Genomic DNA, 21,657 nt, shown 5'->3' with positions numbered 1-21,657 from the left:
GACACCGATGCCTTCGCCTGATTTACGTCGGAACCAAGCTTCATGTGGCCGTGCCTGTGTCGTCTTCTGCTGATGCTTTGTGTACGCCAGCGGTCCGTAAGTGGCATTTTTGCTCTCACGTTATCTCAGTCCAAGAGTAAACGGGAACGGACTCAAAATCACCATGAACCCAGAACTCGCTCAAACGATTCTGTATTGTCTCTTTTTCTTCTTCTTGGGAATTGCAGCGGTCCTTGGCTACATCCAGCGACAAGCGGCCAAACGGGCGGCAAAGCTAGGTCAAGAAGCCGAAGCAATCTTGGATACGGCTCGCCGGGAGGCTGAAAACCGGTCTGCGCAGATCATTCTGGAGGCCCGCGAAAAGAGTCTCGCAATTAAAGCCGACACCGAACGCGAGGTGGTGGCGATGCGAGAAAAAGAACTGGCTCGTGATCGCAAGCTGGATGCGCGGGAGGACCAGCTTTCCGCGTCCCAAGATTCCCTTCGAAAGGCCCAACGCGGTCTCGAAAGCAGCCAAAATCGCTTGGCCGCACAAATGCGTACGCTCACTGAACAACGCGCCGAGTTGGACCGTCTGGTGCAGGAAAACCAGAAGTCACTTGAGCGACTTAGTGGCATGTCACGCGACGAGGCTTCGGCGAAGTTGTTGGAGTCGGTGCACGCAGATTTGGAACACGAGATCGGTGCGGCCGTGCTGAAGCAGCGGCGGGAACTGACCAAGCGGGTCGATAACCAAGCTCGTGAAATGTTGTTGACGGCGATGCAGCGTTACGCGTCGGCGCATACGGCCGACACGACAACAAGCACGGTCGGCGTTCCGACGGACGATATGAAGGGACGAATCATTGGACGCGAGGGCCGCAACATTCGGTCGTTCGAAAAAGCGACCGGTGTGGACCTGATCATTGATGATACGCCTGGCGTAGTTGTCGTCAGCGGGTTTGATCCCGTCCGGCGTGAGATCGCTCGAATGTCATTGGAAAAGTTGATTGCCGACGGCAGGATTCATCCTTCGAAGATCGAAGAAATTGTTGAACAGACCGGGCAAGAAATTCAGCAGTTCATCGTCAAGAAGGGATTGGAAGCGGTCAACGAAGTGAACGTTTCCGGGCTGCATGATCGTGTGATCGAAATGTTAGGCCGTTTGCACTTCCGAACCTCCTACAGCCAGAACGTGCTGCGGCACAGTGTTGAAGTCGCGTTCCTGGCTGGCATGATGGCTGAGATGATCGGGATGGACGGGGATCTCGCTCGCCGTTGTGGATTGTTGCACGACATCGGTAAGGCCGCTGACCATGAACTTGAAGGCGGGCACCCAAAGATCGGTGCAGATCTGCTTCGACGTAACAAAGAATCCGACGAAGTTGTGCACGCAGCGAAGGGGCATCACGACGAGATCACGACCGAGCACCCGTACACAATGCTGGTTGCGACGGCAGACGCGTGCAGCGCAGGCCGGCCCGGTGCTCGGCGGGAGTCGCTGGAACGTTATGTCAAGCGAATGGAAGAGCTCGAATCGATCGCCCATCGATTCGATGGCGTTCAACAAGCCTATGCCATTTCGGCCGGTCGCGAGTTACGCGTGATTGTCGGCAGCGGCCAAATCAGCGATGAACGGGCTGCTGCGATCTGCCGAGATATCGCCGCCGCGTTTGAGAAAGAACTGACCTACCCGGGCGAAATCAAGGTCACCGTCGTGCGCGAAGCTCGGTTCGTCAGCACGGCAAAATAGGTTGATTAAGCGGCTTGCTTTTCTTCCAGCGGCGGTGCCGTTACTCGGGAAGATTAAAGCCGCTTGGCAAGCTAAACCCGCTTGCGTTGGGTGGTGTCGCTGCGTCCGCTGGTGCAGTTGCAGTGCCCGTCGTCCCCGGTGAAGCCGTGGTTGCCGCAGGTGCGCCGTATTGTGGGACGCTGATTTGCGGTGGAGCACCGGTAGCCGGCGGGGTTGTGCCGGTTGGCATGCTAGGCGACATGTAGCTGCGAGGGTCTTGGTAGCTGACCGGAGTCATGCTGCCAGGAACAACGGGTTGCTTTGCTTGCGGTTGCATGGGGTTCATCACCGCTTGCCCCAACACTTGCGGCGATTGGTTCGCTCGGTGTGCAGGTGCAGCCGCGATTGTGGCGATTGGGCCCGCAGCCGGTCCAATCGACGATGGTGTCGCCGACGCTGGACTGATTTGAACCAGCATTTCCTTGGAACGATCAATCGCTCGCTTGGTTGCCGGATCGCTCGTCGCTTCATGCTCGTGAGCCAGCGACTGATTTAGCTGTGCTTGTGCTTGCGCGACTTGACCCTTCTTGTAATGCAGGAAGGCCATGTTGAAGTGGGCGACTGCTGGTTTGTTGTTCGCCTGCAGCACCTTAAGTGCTTCGTCGCTCTTGCCCGATTCAAAGTGCACGCTTGCCAAGTTGTTGGCATAGCGAGAAGTCCCGGGTGCGATTTGCAACGCTCGGGTCAAGGTTTGAGCGGCCATGTCATGTTGACCCAACTTGCTCAACGTCAGACCAAGGTCGTTGTACAGAGCTGCATCGTTTGGCTTTTGAGCAATCGATTTTTGGAAGAACTCAGCCGACTTTTCGTAGTTGGATTCGCGGAAGTGCAAGCGTGCAATCGCGGTCAACGCGGGCTCGTTGTTCGGTGAATTTTCAAGAGCCTTTGTATAGCTCTCCATCGCCTTGGTCAGGTTGCCGGTCGATTCCCACAATTGGCCGTTGGCGACGTACACGCCCGGGTCCAGCTTTTCTGGATTGCTTTCCAGCGAGAGTGGATCGGATTGGCTGTCGTCGTTGTCCTTACCCGCGAACATGCCTGTCAGTCGACTGGATGCTTTGCGGAAGACGTTTTTTGATCCGGTTGCCGCGTCCGACGCTACTTTGCCAGTTGTGGCCGCTAGCGACGTGGGTGAATCGTTCATCGTTGTGTCGGCAGCTTTGCCTTTGAACGGATTCATCGAAGCCAGCGACATCGAACGAGATGCACAGCCGACCGAGGACAAGCTAACGCTTCCGCAGATCAACGCCGTAAGCATGAGCCTTTGATGGGCTCGACGACGGTTCATCGAGTTTCGCTGAGCCTTGTTGGCCGAACGCGAGACGTTTAGTTGATTGAGAATGTCGTCCATGTTTCACACTTCGTTAAAACAGGTGGTTGCCGGCAAATCTGGCAGCCGCGTCGTTTCCGTATCGCTCGGAGGGACGCTTTGGATTGGTAAATCGAGCGCATCACCGGGATGCTGATTCGCTCGGTAATTGGTTGATCGGTCATCCTTCCTGGCAAACTTCAACGCTTCTGACGTTTTCCCGGAATTTTTCGGCAAATACGAACGAGACGCTTATTTCGTATAGTCCGGCTACTTATCTGTTCACCGGTTATTCGCGTTGATCCGCCACTGTGGGGGTGTTCCTGCGTTGGTGACTGCCAACACGCGGGCCAGGAAGTGCAGTTCTTAGGGAGCTCAATATCGGGCCAGGCGTCCTGAGTGAGTCGATGCTCGGATTTGCCACCCGATGACGGGGGGGATAAACTCGCGGTGTGACAGTCACGTTTTCTTTGTTCCACGCCTTTCGCAATGAGGATCGGATGACCCCACGGCCAACGACCAATCGCGAGCGACTTAGCCGCCAGTGGATCATTGGTTGCGATTACGATGTGGATATCTTCATCCGGGATCCAGTGATCTCTCGCCGGCACTGTCGGTTGTCGCTTTATGAGGGGCAGTACTTCATCGAGGACTTGGCCAGTCGCAATGGCACGTTTCTGGGTACTCAACGCGTCGTCACGCGAGTGGAATTGGAACCCGCCGCCAAAGTGATGCTGGCGGGACGCGTGCCGATGCCCTGGCCGGAAGAGTGTTTGGCCCAGGAATGTTTGCAGATCGGCCGAGCTGAACACAATGACATTGTGCTCGATGACGAAAGTGTCTCTTCGGTTCATGCGATGCTGTATCGAGATCCTCACGATTTGTGGTTGATCCGCGATCTTGGAAGTACCAACGGAATTCGCTTGAACGATTTTCCATTGACCGATATCGCCCATTTGTCTCCGTCGGACATATTGTTGATCGGCAGTGTTGAGACGACGCTCAGCCGTCTGCGTCGTGAGGCCAGCGAACGGAAAGCCAAATTAGCTTCAGGTGCTTTACCTATACCGGCGGCGGGGGTGACCAAATCGGGGCAGACTAAGAAGAACGCTCGATCAGGGTTTAACGATTCGGTGTCCAGCGGCGAAATCATTCAATGGATCCAAAGCAGTTGGCGAGCCTTACCGCCGGTATCCCGATTGATTGTCCTTGGCTGCATTGTATTGATCGGCGGCGGTATTGCTTGGAAGTTAGCGATCAGTGGGCCGTCGGTTTCCCAGTCGGTTGCTGAGTCAGTTAGCGATGAGGGAAAGACATTGGTCGCTGACGCCGGGGCGGCAATGAATCCCGATTTAAACGCTATTTCCAATGCGGGGATGGTGCCGTTGAGCAGCGTGGACGGCATGGCCAGCGCGGATGACATGACCAGTGCGGATGGCATGACCAGTGTGGACGAGGTTCACGCATCTCAAGTTGATGATAGCGAAACGGTTGCACCGGAACCAAACTTACAAGATGCGGTTCGACAAAGTTTGTACTGGGTGACATGCGAATCGGTCGGCAATCGGTTCCGGATCGGATCCGCGTTCGCGATAGATGATCATCGCTTGGTCACGTCCGCCCGGATTGCGGAACAAGCTCGTGAACTCGCAAGCTCCATGGCGATTGAATGTTGTCATGTAGAAACGGGGCAAAAGTTCCCTATTGAAGCAACGTTGTTGCATCCGCAGTGGATCGAGAATCGGTCGGCGGAGCAGCGTGGTGTGGAAGCACTGCGAGAGGTCCAGGCGGCAAAGCCTGACTCGGGGGCAGCCGACGAAGAAGAGTGGCGACTTCGACGAGACCAAATTTATCGAAGTGTTCTGGCGGCACAGATATTGTCGCGGGTGCACGGGATTGCGGTCTTTAAAAGCGAGCAGCCTATCACCGTCAGTTTGGCCAGTGAGCTTGGTGGTTTGCAGCCTCAGGACTATCTGGCGGTAAAGCAGCGTCCGCTGCGACCGATGTCCAAACAACAATTGGTCGGCGCGTTTTACGATCCCGATGACTCTTATATGGATCTTGATGCTCCTGCGGTACGGACCGAAAACAAGGCGGTGCCGCTGTTTTTGCTCCCTCGGATCACCTCGTCGATGCCCCGGATGTACGTGGGCAAATGGAAGCTGAGTGGGGGCGTTGTACCTGAGGCGGGCGGCACGCCGATCGTGGATGCGAAAGGCAGTGTGGTAGGGATGATCAGCGGTCCCGCTCGGCTAAACTCCCAACAACAGGAACGCTACCAATCCTTGCTGACCGAACAAGATCAAGTCTTCGACTGGATCTCTGCAGAGGTCATTTTAGAAGTCTTACAGCAGGATGCTGAGCATTGGGAGTCGATGCCGGTTCACGCCCCAGAGCCACGGACGGATACTTAGTTGATCGTATTGCCAAACTCTTTGTATTGGATCCACCGATGTCTGATTGCTATTCAAGTTTTGCGTTGTTGCTGGGGAAGTCCAGGGAATCTATCAGCCGACGTCGGATGAAAACGCGTAGGGGCTGTGGGCATCACGCCGCGGAGTTTAAGGCGAGGCATCTTGTAAGTTGTTTAGGTTTGATGATGGTCTATGGGGGTGTCGCTGGATTGTTGACGCCGCATGTGGACGCTATGGCACAAGAGGCACCGCTTGGTCCACCACCTGGTGCGGTGCCCAATGATTTGCCAGGAATTTTGCCGGGTGCGCCAGGTGGCCCGTTGGCGGTGCCGGTCACCAATGAAGCGGTCGAGACGATGTTGCTTGACAAGGACATGGAGGTTGCTGATCGAGCAATGCGTATCGAACGCATGTACGCGCTAGCAGAGGTTTATCGATCGGCTGACGGTTGGTTTCAAGACTTCAACGATCTGCGGGTAAAAGACGCGATCGCCGATGAGTTTCAGTTGGATGTCTGGAAGAAGGCGGTTAAAGACCACTTCGACCGTCGGATCAAAAACTTAGAAGGCAAAATGGCGGTTGTCGATCAATACCAACAAAAGAATGATCAGGTGCTTCGCGTTCGTCGAGCGAACCAGCAACGACGATTGCAAAGGTTGTTCGAAGATCCTCGCTACGCTGGCAAAGTGGAATCGGCGATGAACGATTTGTTGGTTGCCTTTTCTAGCAACCCGATCGGATACGGGGTTGGGCTGGATAAGTATTTTGCTACTCACCCCAGTCACTCTCGTTGGGATCTGAGTCCTGAGATGCTGGAAGCGATTCGCGTGCAAAGCCCGCAAAAGAAGGGTGCGAAGTTTGTGTTTCCGTTAAGCGATCCGTTGCCGTTGCAATTCGATTGGTGGCCGCCTATTTTCCGCGAGCCAGTCTTTTCGCCACTCATACATCAGTTGGAAACGAAGCGAGATCACTTGTTCGCCTTGGGAGAGCAGAACGACCAGTTGCCGGTCGAGGCGATCAACGATCTGGATTCTGCAAACGCTCGGTTGAGTCAGGCATTTTATGGCATGTTCCCACCACCATGGCGCAATATGCCAACGGTTCGAGTGTTGGAATTGATTGCTGCGGAACGACATTTGATTCAGTTGTCACGTGAAATCGAAGCGGTGCGTGATCGTGGAACCCTGAATGCCATGACACGAGGTCAATATTTCGACCCATTAAGGGATGGTGAAAACGCGGGCACGTTGATCGCTTGGATGACCCGCAATGGGATGCAGTTCGCGCCACCCCGACCCGGAAGCGAGGATGTCTATGCGAATTTGATGACGCAGATGAAGGACATGTACGTTGAATTCGGAGACCCGCTTCCTGATCCCGATGCTCCTAAGCCAAAAACCGATCCACGTCGAAAAACGGTGGTGCCGCGTCCTCAATAGCGAACTTCGCCGACCTGTTCCAATTTAGAAGAGCAGTGCGGTTGGGGCATTCCGCTTTTCATCGCTTTTGATGACCTTTTTGGCGATCAATTGCAGGGCTCGTCGCGTAGCCAATTGCACGATCGGTTTTGGGCATTGGACGTGGCTCAGCTTCGCCTGACTGCATCTCTCTTTTCTATTCAATTGGTACAAGCGACTCCTCTTTCCTATGTTGAAAATTCAGTCGCTGTCCAAGCGTTTCGTGGCCGAAAATGAAACCGTGCACGCGGTGGATCGTCTTTCCTTCGAGGTCCACCCTGGTGAAGTGTTTGGGTTGCTTGGACCCAATGGAGCGGGCAAGACGACGACGCTGCGGATGGTCTTGGGGCTCGTTCAGCCGGATGAAGGTTACGCAGAGGTCTCCGGTATTCGGACATCAGCGGACCCGTTTGCCGCGAAGGCGAACTTGGGTTTTGTGTCGGCTAGCGATGGGGTTTATCCCTGGTTAACCGTTCGTGAAATGCTGTTGTACTTTGCCGATTTGTATGGCGTGGGGCCCGTTGAGGCGGAGGCTCGCTTGTCTACTTTGGCCGAGGTGATGGACATCGTTTCATTGTTGGACCGTCGTGCAGGATCGCTTTCAACCGGACAACGACAACGGGTGACGTTGGTACGTGGGTTGATTCACGATCCACCCGTGATGCTATTGGATGAGCCAACACGAGGATTGGATGTCGTGGGGGTGCAAACCATTTTTCGATACATCGCTCACCTAAGAGAAGCGGGAAAAGCGGTTGTCGTTTGCACACACCGGTTGGATGAAGCGGAACGTTTGTGCGATCAGTTTGGATTGTTGCACCGTGGACGACTCCGCTATCACGGCACGTTGGCTGAAGTTCGTAGGGATTCAGGAAGAGAGCACTTGGTTGAGATGTTTGACGAACTAATGAATCCTAAAACGGTTGAGCCTTCAGCGTGAAATTATCTTGGTCCCGCTTGGCTCGGCTTAGCCGCAAAGAATTACGCGAAACATTGCGTGATCGCCGGACAATCTTGACGTTAGTCCTGATGCCGATCTTGGTATATCCGCTGCTGAGCATGGCGTTGAATCGGTTCTTGCTTTCAACTGGCGGTCCAGGAGAGTCTGGATTTGTAGTGGGGGTGGAAACGGCGGAGGAAAGCGACTGGCTGACTTCACTTATCCAAGACCCACGCAGCCAGCCACCTGAAGAAATAATGGAGGCGAGCGGTGGCAATTTAGCCGAGTTCAAGGTGGTCGTGACCGAGGATGTGTCACCTAGTGAAGCCCTGCTCGCTAATGATTTGGACATCGCTGCGAAGCTGGAAATTACCAACGGTGAGCCTAGTTCGATTACGGTGACGGCGTTCAATGGGGATCAAGCCAGTCACTCGGCGCGGCGGATATTGGTCGAGCGGTTGCAGTGGTTGAAGTTGCGTGACGCGGTCGATTTGTTGCAACGCATTGTTCCACAATTTGACACTTTCGATGTTCATACCGACGAGATTGGCGAGAAGCCAAGCGGCAACATTCTGGGATCGGTGATCCCGCTGGTGTTGGTTCTGATGACGATCACAGGTGCCGTTTACCCGGCAATTGACCTGACGGCGGGTGAGCGAGAGCGTGGCACGATGGAAGCCTTGATGGCTTCGCCGGTACCGCGATGGTGGCTATTGTTAGCGAAGTACATCGCTGTAGTTACGGTCGCCTTGTTAACGGCGGTTGCGAACCTGGGAGCGATGTACACGACGCTTACGTTGACGGGCTTGATGCCAATGTTGGCAGGCGACGGGGCCGGCATGGGACTGTCACAGATCGTACAGATATTGTTGCTGCTGGTGCTCTTTAGTGCTTTCTTTGCTGCGGTATTGTTGTCGTTAACCAGCTTCGCGAGATCGTTCAAAGAGGCCCAGGCGTACTTGATTCCGGTCATGCTGTTGTCCTTGGCTCCGGCGATGTTGTCGTTAATGCCGGGGATTAAGTTGTCGGGACCGCTCGCGGTTGCGCCGTTGATCAATATTGTTTTGCTCGCCCGCGAGATTCTGTCTGGCGATGTCCCAGTCCTGGGGGCCTCCGTCGCGGTGGCAACAACCATCCTGTATGCCGCAGCGGCATTGGCAATCGCGGCCAAGTTGTTTGGAAGCGATGCGGTCAATCGCACAAGCGAACGCTCAATCGGTTCGTTATTCCGCCGGCCGATTCAAGCTTCGCGTCTACCAACGGCTGGAGAGGCTGGCATGGTCTTGGCGTTGCTTTTACCCGCGTCCTTTGTGGTTTCCAACGCAATGATGCAGTGGCTGCGAGGACAGGAGGGGCCCGTGAACGTTGGTGCTCAACTGGTCCTCAACGCGGCTGGTTTGATATTGGCGTTCGGAATGATTCCGTTGGCGGCAACGTATCTAGGGCGACATCGATATCGATCAACGTACCGAATCACTAAGACACGGCTTGGGTATTATGCCGGAGCGATTGTGTTGGCATTGGGTGGCTGGGCGTTCGCTCACGAAGCATTGGTGTTGGCCGACCAATGGGGCATCGCATTGCTGAATGAGGAACAGATGGAGCGTACGCGTGGTTTGCTTGATAAGTGGAAGACGATTTCGCCGGTACTGTTGCTTGCGACGATGGCTTTGACTCCAGCCGTCGTGGAAGAGTTGTGCTTTCGTGGCTACCTGTTTTCCGCTTTCTCAAACGTGTTACGTCCCTGGCAAACGATCGCTGTGACGTCGGTGTTGTTCGGGCTATTTCATGTCTTCGTCGGTAGTACTTTGCTGGTCGAACGGTTTCTGCCAACGACGTTGCTGGGCGTACTTCTGGGCTGGTTGGCGTATCGCAGCGGCAGCGTGTTGCCGGGGATGCTGTTGCACTTCCTGCACAATGGTTTGTTGGAACTGGTCGCTCGCTATCACGAGAAATTCGATTTCCTGGGAGCCGATTTAGAGGCGAGTCGGCACTTGCCAATCACTTGGTTGGCGACGGCTGGAGGCTTTCTGTTCGTCGGGATTGTCTTGGTGCTCATGACCAAGAAGCCTGAGCCTACATCAGTGGCTGTAACAGTTGACGGCGTGTGACGACGCTGACTAGGTTTCCCGACGCATCGTACAAAACGGCCACATCGCTGTTGGCATCGTACAGACGCAGCAAAACGTTCAGGTGTCGGTCTTGCAGGTTCCCACGCACGATCGGCAGCGGTTCCGGTGGGGTGTCTTTTCCGATCAGATCCGCGAAGCGAAAGAAGCCGGCGATTCTTCCTCGGCGACGAACCAGAATGATCGGATGATTGCAGCGGCGAGCGAGGTGTCGGGCGGTGGAGAGATCCACTGGCGAATTGACAACCGCAAGTCGATCCGGCCGCATGCCGAACTGGACGGCTCGTTGGTTTCCAATTTCGAAGATGTTTTGCGCAAGTCTTCGTTGGCCTGCGGCCAGGATCCCGGCTTCGTGACCGTCGCGTAGCACCTTGTCGAGGTCGCCACGAGCCATCGTTAAACGCACCTGGAACGGTGTTTCGCCGGTTAGTGCTTGCAACGCGTTTCCCAGGAGAGCGAGCAAACTGGATACTGGCGAGAACAATGCTGTGGCAAACAACAACAGCCAGCGAGTTGCGGTTAGCAGTCGATAGGGAGCTTGGAAGAATAGGTGTTTGGGAAGCAATTCACCGAACACAAACACGATAGGCGTCATCAAGACGGTTAACCCGAGTTCGAAACTTGCCCCACCGCTGAACGAGTGGACAACGAACATCACAATCGCAAAACTGGTCAGGTAGTTGGCGAGGTTGTTGCCGACCAGAGTGGTCGCCACAAAAATGGCTGGATGATTGATTAGCCAAACCAGACCGCGTCCGGCAAGCGAACCGCTCAAGCCATCTAGGATCAAGCGAGTTCGCGAAACCCGATACAGACCGGTTTCGCTACCGCTAAAAAATGCGCTTAGAGTCAGACCGACTAGGAACAACAGGATAGAGAAGATCATGTCGCTTCTCCCTGTGAGTCGGTTCCCATCCAGGCGTCAATCCAAATGTCATCGCTCTCTTTGTCTTGTTCAGTCACCACCAGAGTGTATGGCGGCAATGGAGCGACATCGCCGGTCCGCGGAACGCGTTCGTTGTGACGTTGAATGAAGCCGGATACCGTTGCAGCCCGTTCTTCGGGCAATTCGATCGATAGGCTTCGGGAGAGTGCCCGTAAGCTGGTCATACCCAACATGCGGTAGTGGTTCACACCGATTTGCTTAATTTGATCCTCGGCCGCATCGCGACCTCCCTTATGGGCCAGCACGCCGCGGAGGATGTCGTCGATGGATAGTGCCCCCACCACTTCGCCGAATTCGTTAACCACGACCGCAACGCTGAGATCTTGCTTATCCAAGTCGTCATAGACTTGAGACACGCGTGCTGACCATGGCACATGCAAGACCGGATCCATCGCGGAAGCCAAGTCGTCGAATTGTTGTGGACGCAGTAAACGAACGGCAATCGAACCCATCCAAGTTTCGCCAGTGTCGTCAGCACCGTCGGATACCATCAAGTATCCGCCGGGTGGCGACCCGTCTTGCAAAATTGATTTGTCCAACGGTGCAGTCGCGATTTGTAGCTTACTGCGAGGACGCATCATCTCATCGGCCCGCGTCTCGGACATCAACACAAGGGACTGCAACGCGGATCGCTCTCGCCGAATCAGCATCGCATCATCGGTGCCCAAATCGATCGCTCGCTCGATGTCGGCTAAATCAATTTCCGGTTCGGCTTGGAACGTTGGCCACAACAATCGCGACGCAGCACCATTGGCCCAGCGAACGAAGGGCAAAATGGGGCTGACCATCGCGACGGCAATGGTGATCGGCACCCCGACCCCCAACGCGATTCGCAGTGGGGTCATCACGGCAACACTTTTGGGAAGCATCTCGCTGAAGAAGATGATTGCTACCAGCGATACGAACGTGAACACGCCCGGTTGGCTCATGTCTTTGGACACGATCGCAACCAGCGCGAAATAGATCATGTTGATCAGGAGGTTCCAAAACAGGATCGCGGCCAGCAGGCGATCCGGTTCATTCAGAAGCCGCTGCACGACTCGTCCAGACGTTCCGGCCCGATCTAGCTGCTTCCGGTCGCGGTCCCGCATTGAAAACAAGGCTGCTTCGCTGCCGCTAAACAAGCCGCTGGCGAAGACTAATATCACCATCGCTAGGAGGAATGGCCACTGCGCCGCCAATTCGTTCAAGCGGTTTGCCCCGTTCCAGTTGCTGAGGCCGTGGATGCGGTAGGAGCTCCGCCCTTCGTCGCGCCGCTGACTCCGTCACCCCGATCAACTTCCAACGACACGTCAAACTCACTCAGCGTGGGGATCATCATTGCGGCCGTGGTGAATCCGTATCCCACCAATAAAGCTGCCGCGACATAGAGATGGTCGGTCTGCAGCAAGAACTGAGTAATGGCGTAGAAGGTGATCAACGGTAACGCAAACGACGCGGTGAAAATAGCGGATGACGGATTACGCCAACCCAGTGCAGCAAACAGTGCTGCACCACCGCCCAAGATCATTACTAAGAACGGAGCGAGTTGCAGTTGGAATGCGCCCGGAAGCTGACCATGATGGTCATGCAAATTGCGATACCCACGCAAAGGAAAAACACGGTTCCCAAACTTGCCAGCGTGGCGGTTCGTCCTGAAACGTAATTGAGTCCGGAATGAACGCCCAGCATGGTCACGAACACATACAAGCCTAGCCCGGCAAGGATTGCGTAACGCATGCTTTCCATCGTCATGACCCCAGCAAAGCCGAGGTAAACGATCAGTCCAAGCGGAAGCAGAATTAGTTCTTTGGCCGCGTACATGACGCCGAGCAATTTGCCGAAGATGAATTCTCGCGGTCGCAAGTCGGTTACGAGTAACAAGTCCAAGGCCAAACCGTCTCGTTCACCGGTAATCGAGGTTACCGCAAGTGCGTTCACCAGAACCAAGCTGATCACACCCAACGCAGCCATGGGAATCGTGACCGCGGGGAACGCGCGACCGATTCGCCCCGATGGTTCCATCGCGACACCGCTTTGAACTTGGTACCAAACCGCCGTCGCGATAATGGCGAAGATTAAAACGAACACGGCCCGGATCAGCAGGATCTTGCGTCCGTATGCCCAAGTTCGGACCTCTCGCCAAAGGATTGGATTATCCCAAACGTGTCGAGGCTGGCGAACCTTCCAAGACGCTGGGCCTTCGGATGCTTGAGTCACTTGGTCAGGTGAACCGAGTGAATTGCTGGTTGCCGACGCACTCTCGCTGGCCGATAGGTCACGCAGATAATCTTCGCTGGTTTCCGGTTCGGGAGCTTTCAAACGCACTTCACGAGACGGGTTCCAAACTCGAACTTTGGCAACGCCGATTGCAACGATAGCTACGGAAAGCAAGGAACCAAAGATGACGAACCAGCCCGCACCGGTTTGCATCAGCGAGGAAAGTCCCGCATGGGAATTGGTCGCCGCGATCAGTGCTCGCGGTGGGCTGATTGCGGTCGCCAATCGATCGAATTGAGGACCGATTCCGGAGACGATTTCGCCTCCGGCAACTAGCAACAGTAGGGCGAGCACCGTCAATGCAATGGATTGAAAAGTCTTTTCACGCCATAAAGCGACCACCGTTCCCATTGCCGCAGCAACAAACACACTGACGGTCGTGACCGCATAGACCGCAAATACTTGATTTGGAGAGACACCGCCCATCAACGGCAGTGTCAAAAAGAGCGGAAGGGAGATCACCAAGAGTGTGAGCGGTGACAACAAGGTCGCGGCTGCCTTGCCGCCAACGATTTCAAAGCCTGAAAGCCGAGTCATCAGCATCAAAATCAGGGTGCGGCGGTCTTTTTCCTGCGCCACGCTACTGGCGGATCCGACCGCCGCCAACGCTGACAAAATGACAAGCTGGAGCGGGGCGAGCAGACGAAACATCCACCCCCCGAACTTGGCTGTGTCCGAATTCGCGACTAGCGATCGAGAGCCATCGAGCACCAAATATCCGGTGCAAAGCAGCAAAAACAGCGTCATCAAGTAGATGCCGCGGGACAAATAAGTCGCCGGTCGTTTGGGAACAACGGACGCTTCACGATTAAATACAGGGCCTAGCATGCACCCAGGATACCAGCGTTTCAAACCCGTTCGCAACGGGCGGCAAAATTGGTTCGAAACGACAAGTTTTGATTGTCTCGGTCGGCTCCGGTCGACGACGCTTTTACCGACGATTTAGTGAGTTTCTAAGCCGCTCGTGAGCTTGATTGCGCGTCCTTGGAAACCGGTTTCGAAACCGGCTCAAAGGGCAGCGTTGATTGCGTCATCACGCTATCAGCCAAGGCGGCAGCACGCTCGCGGCGACATTGCCACAAGAAATCGACCGCCACACCCGCTCCGACACCGAGCACGGTCACTGCCGTAACCTTCAGCCAGACCGGCCAATCGCTGGCGGCGTACTTGGCGGAAATGTGAGCGAGTCCGACGACGGGGTGATGAAGCAGATAAATCAGGAACGAGGCAGTCGCCAGGCGTCCGGTGATCGGGCTCAAGCGGCTAACCTTGCGCATCGAATAGCCAATCACTGCGAAAGTGACGCTCACGGCTGCGGCAACGGTCAACGCCGCCAATGAAGTTTGATTTACGATCGAAACAGCGGTTATGGCGTTCGTTTCCTGGTTAAGCCACCAGATTCCAACCGCTACCGAAGCGATCCAAAGCATCACGCTGGGGGCAATTAATCTTTTGCTGTGACGGGCCAGGCTTTGCAAATGCGGGTCCAACCGCCACCACATCGCGCCGGACAAGAAGAAGACGCCACTGTAGATCCATTTTGACGCGACGGGCAAAAACGCATGTTGGAACCCCCAGACCACTTCGGGTTGGTATACCAGGGTGACGAAGGCGATTCCAATGCAGGCCGGAAGCCCCCATCGACGCAATGATTGTGCTTTCACCGCCTGCAGCCGATGCCACGAAACAGCAAGTATGGCAACATACGTGATGAGGTATTGCAGGAACCACAAATGGCTGAGTCCCCAGATCTTAGCATCCAGTGCATCGTCGAATTTCAGCGACCGCAATTTGCGAGGTACGATCAGGCCATCGGCAAGCATGCCCGCCAGCCAGATGTACAGCTCCACTGGAACCAGAAACAGAGTTGTCCACAACAGCGGCCATCCCAATCTTCGGAGACGACTTTTCCAGGTTTGAGCGGGGCCCCGTTTCGCCATGCTTTGCGCGGCCAGGAATCCGGCGACCACCAAGAACACAGGCATGATCACGACTTCGATCGCCCACATCAATGCGGTTACCGATTGGCTGGGCGTATCGGTGACGCTCCAAACCAGTCCCGGCATTGCTGGTTGGGTGTACGGCATGCAGGCATGCAAAATCACTACCGCGACCGCCGCCCAACCTCGCAATGCGGTTAAACCGATCAGGTTGGCCTTGGCCGGTTCGGTGGGTATCGATTGGATTGTTGTCGCTTCCGCTGCTTTCTTCATCGGCAGCAGTCGGTGGGTTGAGTTAGGCATCATTGTGGCCCCGATATCAAGCATCCAAAGAAAACACGGCGATCGGATTCGCTCACATACTTCCTACACAAAACTAGGGATTCAGCGACAGCCGGATTGAACCGCCGCTGCTTAGTCGTACTCACCGTCACTTTGTGGCTGATGTTGCGGGGACGCCGGCAACCGAATGTCGAATTTTTGAAGATTTGCGTTCAAGATTGCCGTCGGGGGCGGATCGTTTTTGCGGGATACGTCTTGCAGTTCGCAAGGGTGAAAAACTATAGGCGGCTCACAGGGGATCGAACCACGATGCTCGCAGTCATTTTCGCGGTAGCCGTAGGCTTTGATCCATGACACATTCTCCCCCGCAACGCACGCCAATCATGCCACGCACGACTCTGACGACGGTCTTCGGGATCATTCTCTCACTGTTGAGCGGCCCAGCGGTTGAACGCGTCTGGGGCCAAGGGATGGCATTGCCGTCCAGTTCCGTCAGTCGGTCGGCTGCCCCGCGAACGGCCCCCCCATCGACCACGCCTCAAAACAACCAGCAAGCAACATCTGCCGGTGGAGGTTTCGTGCCTCGCAACGACACTCCACCCAGTTTGCAAAACGCCCCCGCACCGACTCGTCAAACCGCAACTGGCTCGACAGGACGCGTCACCGCTGGCGGCCAATTGCCTCGCGGAGCAGGCCAAGAACACCGTGTCTACGATTTACGATCCTACACCGGATACCTGACCAGTCATGATCGTCCACACCAGGCCGTTGTGGATTGGATCGTTCGTGAAACGGGGACCGATGTTTGGCACACCGAGCCGTTTGGGTTCATGACCGCCGATCGAGATGAGTTGTCGGTCTATCACACCAACGAAATGCACCAAGTTGTGTCAGGAATCGTCGATCGTTTCATCGCCGGCGACAAAGATCCTCAGGTGATGAATTTGAAAGTTATGACGGTTGGGAATCCCAACTGGCGAAGTCGAGCCCACCAACTGATGCAGCACGTCAACGTGCAAACACCTGGCATCCAAGCTTGGTTGCTGACCAAAGAAAACGCAGCATTGGTGATGAGCTTGTTACGTGCTCGTACCGATGTGCGGCAAGTTCAAGCTGTCGACTTGACGATGCACAACGGACAAACCGAAAAGCTGGCCAGCACTCGAGGCCGCAACTATGTGATCAACGTCAAACCGTCGCCTGCGGGATGGCCGCCTTACGAGCCGGAAACGGGCGAGATTCAAGAAGGCTACACTTTGGAAGTGAGCCCTCTGCTTAGTGTTGATGGACGATCCCTAGATTGCGTGATCAACGCCAACATTGATCAAGTCGACAAGTTTGTTGACGTCGGGTTGGAATTGCCACTACCCAATCAACAAGTTCACCGCACCAAAATCGAAGTGCCACAATTGGTAAGCTGGCGTTTGCACGAACGTTTTCGCTGGCCTTCGGACATGGTTCTGTTGTTGTCATGCGGAGTGGTCGCCAGTCCCGATCGTAGCCAGTCGGCGATGCCACTGTTGAACTTCAGTGCGATCACCGGCACCACCGCTGGACGAGCTGACGCGTTGATGTTCGTCGAATTCCGTGGAAAGGCTGCTCACAACCTCACGCAGACACCTACGGTTCCCCAGGTCAGCAGCCGAGTATCGGCTCCTAACCGCGGTCGCTATTAGGCAACACCAATAGGAACGGCTCGTTCCTGACTTAGTGCTGTTTCGGATTCGAATCGAGAATCCGAAACGGACTTCAAACCGTTCGGGTGAGTCGGCTTTCCGAAGTCTGACCACTGTCGGCATTTTCTGGACAGTGGAGCCGTGTTGGCCTATCGTTGAACCAGCTCTACAGCGAGGTTCAGCATGCAGGAAATCCCCACCGAGTTCACTGACGACACAACGCTTCCTATTCGAATCGCATCCATGCAGGTGGATCGGGTCGAGTTAATTAGCTTGCCCGACGCGCGGTTTCGATGTCGTCTTGAGGTCCAAGGCAAGAACCGCGGCCAGGATGACGACAACTTACCAGCCGAGGTTGTCGGCGAGGCAGATTCTGAACAGCAAGCGGTTGTCGCTGCAGTGGCGATGCTTTGCACGCGCCCGCTGACTGTTGAGTCGTGGCACCAAGTTTGTCAGGCGTCCGGTGCGTTCCAGTGCAGTGTGGTTGTGACGGGTGACGACGACGATAACGTGCGTTCCGGCGCCGGCCACGGGCAAAGTTCTCGCATTGAAGTTGCGATGGCGACCGCATTGATTCGGGCCGCGGGACATGCCGCTTTGCTGCGAGCGGACTATCGAGCCAATAACCAAAAAGAGCTTCGGCGACTCGCCGCCGAGGTCATGGCACAATGGGATGCGATCCAAGCGGAGTTCGCATCGGAACCAGCCGCAAATGAATTTACGCGAGTCCACGCTGAAGGCTTGGTGCTTGACTATTTCAATCGAGTCGCGTCGGCGGCTGTCATCACAGCCACGAATCACCCCCGTCCCGACACGATACTGCGGTTATTTGACACTAGCGTTTGGCTGTTCGATGCCAACGGGCAAAGTCGCGACTCTTATACGGAAACTGATCTTTGGCATGCATGGTATCCGGGTGTGCAGAATGACCAACGGACAGTGCAAGCGGTAATCGATTCTCTGCCGGCGGCGCCAGCAACCGCGATCCCTTGGGTGGTTCGATTGTTCGAGAGCCCTCGAAGCTGGATTCGGTTTCGCGGAGCAATCGAGTTAGATGACCATGACGTGATGCACGTCTTGTTGGGGCGTGGGCTGCAGGACCAGGATGAGGCATTCGTTTTGGGGTTTGCAATGGGCACCGCGAAACGGGTCAGCCGCATCCAAGCGGCGTTGTTCAAGTTCATCATGACCTGGGTGTATCCAGAGCCTTACCGTATTCCTCGCTTCCTTCTGCCCGCGTTTGATCTGGGAGTTCGTTGTGGCAAGGCGACTGGGGATTTGAACCTCTACAAGCAACCACTGAATCGTCTGCGGGATCTGGCTATTCGTGAAGCGAGACTTGAGGCTGGAATCGATATCGACGTGCTGTTGCAAGCTTACCGAGACGAGCAGGAAGCGATTCCGTTTACCATCGCAAGCCTTCGTTTGCCGTGACTGTCGCTCTTTCAATGCGTGCGTGCTCGATGATGTATTGCAATTGTTCTGGCGGTCACTCTTGACGCGAATTTTGTAGTGACCTTCTGGGGAAATGCCGTTTTTTTATAGCAGTCCAATAAATGTTTAAAAAAGTTGGCGGCTATTAGAGAGGTTAAGCAGAAGATGTAATGTCTTTAATGCCGCTGTTCGGTGGCCTGTAATTTGATAGTCCGCCACCTTGCGGTTGATAGGTTAAGAGGTCTTCGTTTTCGGCATGGTGCTATGTGTTTCTTCGAGCGGTTTTCTTAAGGTGTAACGCTGGTTTATAGGCGTCTTTATGGTTTAATCAGTGTCCAAGACGGTTCTTTGCGAATGACGTTTTCGCGATTGATCTACGCTTTCTTATTGGAGAAAAAGACATGGTTAAACTGAAGTTGAATCTGTTGGTGTTGATGTTCTCTGGATTTGCAATGCTTGCTGTTACCGGATGCGGTGAGTCAGGTACCACAGTGATCAAGCCGGAAATGTCGGCCGAAGAAATTCAGGCTGAATCCGAGAGAGCGGCCGCGGCTAGCGAAAATCACGCGCCAAGCTGAAGTGGCGAATACTTGAAATCGGTCGTTGCACTTGTGTTTGTGCTTGCCGGTGATGGAGTTTTTCTGCAGAACCGAATGTAGTCGCCATTCGACTATTTTGAGCGAAGCGGATGGCGACATTGTGTCTGTGTCATGCTTGGATTGGAATTGATCCAAGCAGGCCTAGCCGAGGGAATGTCTGAAGAGAGCAAGAGTTGGGACGTTTCGATTAAACGTCAGGCAAGACTTCGATATCGATTGAAGTTTTTGACCAGTGTGTCTCTTCCGGTCAATATCCGCGTCCCTTGTTATTTTCTCAATCTATGTAGCGTTGTTCGGTGCTCTCTATTCAGCACTTGGTATCCAACGCGTATTGCCAAACACTTTGATTCTTCGGTGCTCTGTCGGTCAATTAGCATATGGCCAAGTGCAAAGGTTGCACGCCGACATCATCACGTTTTCAAAGCGTCACAAGGATGACTAAGACCCGGCTGATCGGCACCGTATGTTTGTTGATGCGATTCTCATGTTGCGGTTGATTAAGTTGGCTTGCGCGCGCCATCGTCTCGTCAAGACCAGCAAAAACCCCGGAGCGAATCATTCGCTCCAGGGTTTTTCGTTTGAAATCGTTTGCGTGGTTCTGGATTAGAACTCTTCCGTGATGACTTCCTTGGAAGCTCGCGTGCCTAGCGAACCCCACAATCCGTAAGGACTTGCGGCACCTACAGCGTTCTGGCTAACCAAGGTTCCGTTGTTGCCGTGGATAGCAAGGTAAGGGTTGCTGTCGTTTTGGGTGCCCGCTTCGATAGAGTCTGTGATGAACTTCACGGCTCCGTCTCCCATCAACACGTGAGCCCCACCTTGGTGACGGCTGCTAGTCGACATCGGTCCTGCTTCGATTGTGATATCGGAAACCATGCAGGCGGCCGAGTTCGGAGGAGTGACCGTGAAGAAGCCAGTGAAGATCGGACCACAGTCTGCCCAGCGATAGCCGCGGCGATCGGTCGCCGATGAGCGAAGCTGATCAAGGCTGCTGCCTCTTGCTGTGGTTGAGACCCAAAACTGAGGCCGAGAGGCATCAATGTTGGCGTGGTTGGAGCAAACGGTTGGGTCAAGAATTGCCGAGCCTGCACTTGGGCCACCGGTCGATCCGCCCGTTACACGAATGAGGTCGGTACGAGTGTCCAAGTCACCCAGGTCGGTGGCGATTTCGCCACACATGATCGTATTGGACAATCCATCAAGCGTATCTCGGAACTTCAAGGATTGGCGATGGACGAACATGCCTCGGTGGGATCCTCGTTGACGTTGAGCATGGATTGAGCTTTGCTTGCCGTTTGTCAGTGGGTTGGCTCGTTCGAATCCGAAATAACCGTCGCCCAAAGAGGCGGTGTAGTTGGTGCGTCCTTGTGCTGGCAACCCGGTACCTGGATCGCTTGGGCAACGCAATGTTGTCAGTTCAGTCGCCCATGGCACGTAGCCATTTTGAAAAGCGGGGTTTGGCCCCATCGGACTCCAAGGACTAGCCATCGTTGCAGTCGCGTCGTCGATCGTAGTTGTGTTCTCGTTGAATGGATTCGAGATCTGCTCCCACAACGCTTGTTGTTCGAAGAACGGTGTTAAGCCGACTAGGAAGCTAAGGCGATATCGTGTGAACCCGCCACCGGTGTTGGTGTTGCCAAGACCGTCGGTGTAGATGAGTCCGGCCCCGGTGTAATCCGTGGTACCACCACCGTAGATAGGCAGTTGGTTATATGCGGAGTGGTAATTGTGGATAGCCAAGCCAAGTTGCTTGACGTTGTTGCTGCAACTCATTCGGCGTGCAGCTTCGCGAGCCGCCTGAACCGCGGGAAGTAGAAGCCCTACGAGGACTCCGATGATAGCGATCACAACTAGTAGTTCTACCAACGTGAACCCGGTTGGGGACGTCGGACGAAGGCTTCGCTTTTGAAGTCGAGAGATGGACATTGGGAGCTCCAATTGAAGCAAGAGAGAGACTTTGATTCGTGATTTAAACGAGGTGGCCGTTGCCAGTGCGGTCGCAAGGCGATGCCTAGGCAACAACTTGGTGTCCGCGAAATGGAGGTATCGCAAAGCGAGTACCCTTTGGCACGCCGCTTGAAAGGACTCCTGAACCTGCAGTCGCTCCGGGAAGTCCTAAGGGTGGTTAAGGCGACGCTAAGTCGCGTCTCTCGCGACTTCGGTCCGCATCCAAAGAAGACTACTTTTCTTCAAAACTTTTCAAAAAGATTGGATTTGTCGGTTGTAGGAATTTTATGCCGCAATCTTTAACACGAAATGCCGCATTTCTAAGCACGCGTGATCAATAGTGTGGAAGCGAGTCGGGAAACGGTATCGTTTGAAGCTAGAATTGGTTTCAACCGCCCTGGGATTTCCACATTGGAAAGACGCGAGAAATGCCGTTTTGTACGCGTTGCCCCCGTTGAGGGTCGGCTGCGGAAGTCTATCGCACGTTGTTCCTAGGCCGGTGGACGTCACGCTTTATCCAATTGGCCGAGCTCAAAAACGCGAGGTTTTGACGT

General features: G+C 54.8%; 13 protein-coding genes and 1 pseudogene. 8 read left to right on the top strand and 6 right to left on the bottom strand.

Features of this window, described 5'->3' with window-relative positions; genetic code table 11:
* Positions 1-163: 163 nt before the first annotated feature.
* Positions 164-1,732: a ribonuclease Y gene (gene rny, locus ACR3ZL_RS21835; RefSeq protein WP_473650972.1), complete on the top strand. Its 1,569-nt coding sequence runs from the start codon at positions 164-166 to the stop codon at positions 1,730-1,732.
* Positions 1,733-1,772: 40 nt separating this feature from the next.
* Here the strand turns inward: rny and ACR3ZL_RS21830 are convergent, their stop codons facing one another.
* Positions 1,773-3,122, bottom strand: coding sequence for a tetratricopeptide repeat protein (locus ACR3ZL_RS21830; protein WP_473650973.1), 1,350 nt, complete (start codon positions 3,120-3,122; stop codon positions 1,773-1,775).
* Between the two features lie 458 nt (positions 3,123-3,580).
* Here ACR3ZL_RS21830 and ACR3ZL_RS21825 point away from each other — a divergent pair, with 458 nt between their 5' ends.
* The 4 genes from ACR3ZL_RS21825 to ACR3ZL_RS21810 all read left to right on the top strand — a co-directional run bounded on the left by ACR3ZL_RS21825 (position 3,581) and on the right by ACR3ZL_RS21810 (position 10,002).
* Positions 3,581-5,494: an FHA domain-containing protein gene (locus ACR3ZL_RS21825; protein WP_473650974.1), complete on the top strand. Its 1,914-nt coding sequence runs from the start codon at positions 3,581-3,583 to the stop codon at positions 5,492-5,494.
* 107 nt (positions 5,495-5,601) lie between these two features.
* Entirely contained in the window at positions 5,602-6,933 is a 1,332-nt protein-coding gene (locus tag ACR3ZL_RS21820; protein WP_473650975.1) for a hypothetical protein, read from the top strand.
* Between the two features lie 208 nt (positions 6,934-7,141).
* On the top strand, positions 7,142-7,891 hold the full coding sequence (locus ACR3ZL_RS21815) for an ATP-binding cassette domain-containing protein (protein WP_473650976.1): 750 nt from the start codon (positions 7,142-7,144) through the stop codon (positions 7,889-7,891).
* Positions 7,888-10,002 carry an ABC transporter permease subunit/CPBP intramembrane protease gene (locus ACR3ZL_RS21810; protein WP_473650977.1) on the top strand — a complete coding sequence of 705 codons (2,115 nt, stop codon included), beginning with the start codon at positions 7,888-7,890 and terminating at the stop codon, positions 10,000-10,002. Before ACR3ZL_RS21815 ends, ACR3ZL_RS21810 begins: the two co-directional genes overlap by 4 nt.
* Here the strand turns inward: ACR3ZL_RS21810 and ACR3ZL_RS21805 are convergent.
* The 4 genes and pseudogenes from ACR3ZL_RS21805 to ACR3ZL_RS21790 form a co-directional block, all read right to left on the bottom strand.
* Entirely contained in the window at positions 9,968-10,906 is a 939-nt protein-coding gene (locus tag ACR3ZL_RS21805) for a CNNM domain-containing protein (protein ID WP_473650978.1), read from the bottom strand. The genes ACR3ZL_RS21810 and ACR3ZL_RS21805 overlap by 35 nt on opposite strands.
* Positions 10,903-12,156: a CNNM domain-containing protein gene (locus ACR3ZL_RS21800; RefSeq protein WP_486172964.1), complete on the bottom strand. Its 1,254-nt coding sequence runs from the start codon at positions 12,154-12,156 to the stop codon at positions 10,903-10,905. The genes ACR3ZL_RS21805 and ACR3ZL_RS21800 overlap by 4 nt, the downstream gene beginning before the upstream one ends.
* Positions 12,153-14,053 (bottom strand): annotated as a pseudogene (locus ACR3ZL_RS21795) (hypothetical protein). The gene ACR3ZL_RS21800 and the pseudogene ACR3ZL_RS21795 overlap by 4 nt, the downstream one beginning before the upstream one ends.
* 125 nt (positions 14,054-14,178) lie before the next feature.
* A complete protein-coding gene (locus ACR3ZL_RS21790; protein WP_486172963.1) occupies positions 14,179-15,471 on the bottom strand; it encodes an acyltransferase family protein in 1,293 nt (430 codons plus the stop codon).
* 446 nt (positions 15,472-15,917) lie between these two features.
* Between ACR3ZL_RS21790 and ACR3ZL_RS21785 the strand changes: the two genes are divergently transcribed.
* From ACR3ZL_RS21785 to ACR3ZL_RS21775, 3 genes are all read left to right on the top strand, one after another.
* The gene (locus tag ACR3ZL_RS21785) at positions 15,918-17,123 is read left to right on the top strand and encodes a hypothetical protein (protein WP_473653492.1); all 1,206 of its coding nucleotides are present in this window, start codon (positions 15,918-15,920) and stop codon (positions 17,121-17,123) included.
* Between the two features lie 183 nt (positions 17,124-17,306).
* Complete coding sequence (locus tag ACR3ZL_RS21780) at positions 17,307-18,557, top strand: hypothetical protein (RefSeq protein WP_473650981.1); 1,251 nt, start codon at positions 17,307-17,309, stop codon at positions 18,555-18,557.
* Between the two features lie 401 nt (positions 18,558-18,958).
* Positions 18,959-19,135, top strand: coding sequence for a hypothetical protein (locus ACR3ZL_RS21775; protein WP_473650982.1), 177 nt, complete (start codon positions 18,959-18,961; stop codon positions 19,133-19,135).
* A gap of 624 nt (positions 19,136-19,759) precedes the next feature.
* On the opposite strand, the gene ACR3ZL_RS21770 is transcribed toward ACR3ZL_RS21775, so the two are convergent.
* Positions 19,760-21,082 (bottom strand): DUF1559 domain-containing protein, encoded by a 1,323-nt coding sequence (locus ACR3ZL_RS21770; protein ID WP_473650983.1) that lies wholly within the window; start codon positions 21,080-21,082, stop codon positions 19,760-19,762.
* Between the last annotated feature and the right edge of the window lie 575 nt (positions 21,083-21,657).

The sequence above is a fragment of the Rhodopirellula sp. J20-39 genome (assembly GCF_057365095.1).
The sequence above is the reverse complement of the archived record's forward strand: the minus strand, read 5'-3'. Positions and strand labels throughout refer to the sequence as shown.

Bases quoted from the DNA above. Each gene is read 5' to 3' on its own strand.
- rny (WP_473650972.1), top strand. From the start codon at position 164: ATGAACCCAGAACTCGCTCAAACGATTCTGTATTGTCTCTTTTTCTTC.
- ACR3ZL_RS21830 (WP_473650973.1), bottom strand. From the start codon at position 3,122: ATGGACGACATTCTCAATCAACTAAACGTCTCGCGTTCGGCCAACAAG.
- ACR3ZL_RS21825 (WP_473650974.1), top strand. From the start codon at position 3,581: ATGACCCCACGGCCAACGACCAATCGCGAGCGACTTAGCCGCCAGTGG.
- ACR3ZL_RS21820 (WP_473650975.1), top strand. From the start codon at position 5,602: ATGAAAACGCGTAGGGGCTGTGGGCATCACGCCGCGGAGTTTAAGGCG.
- ACR3ZL_RS21815 (WP_473650976.1), top strand. From the start codon at position 7,142: ATGTTGAAAATTCAGTCGCTGTCCAAGCGTTTCGTGGCCGAAAATGAA.
- ACR3ZL_RS21805 (WP_473650978.1), bottom strand. From the start codon at position 10,906: ATGATCTTCTCTATCCTGTTGTTCCTAGTCGGTCTGACTCTAAGCGCA.
- ACR3ZL_RS21790 (WP_486172963.1), bottom strand. From the start codon at position 15,471: ATGATGCCTAACTCAACCCACCGACTGCTGCCGATGAAGAAAGCAGCG.
- ACR3ZL_RS21785 (WP_473653492.1), top strand. From the start codon at position 15,918: ATGGCATTGCCGTCCAGTTCCGTCAGTCGGTCGGCTGCCCCGCGAACG.
- ACR3ZL_RS21780 (WP_473650981.1), top strand. From the start codon at position 17,307: ATGCAGGAAATCCCCACCGAGTTCACTGACGACACAACGCTTCCTATT.
- ACR3ZL_RS21775 (WP_473650982.1), top strand. From the start codon at position 18,959: ATGGTTAAACTGAAGTTGAATCTGTTGGTGTTGATGTTCTCTGGATTT.
- ACR3ZL_RS21770 (WP_473650983.1), bottom strand. From the start codon at position 21,082: ATGTCCATCTCTCGACTTCAAAAGCGAAGCCTTCGTCCGACGTCCCCA.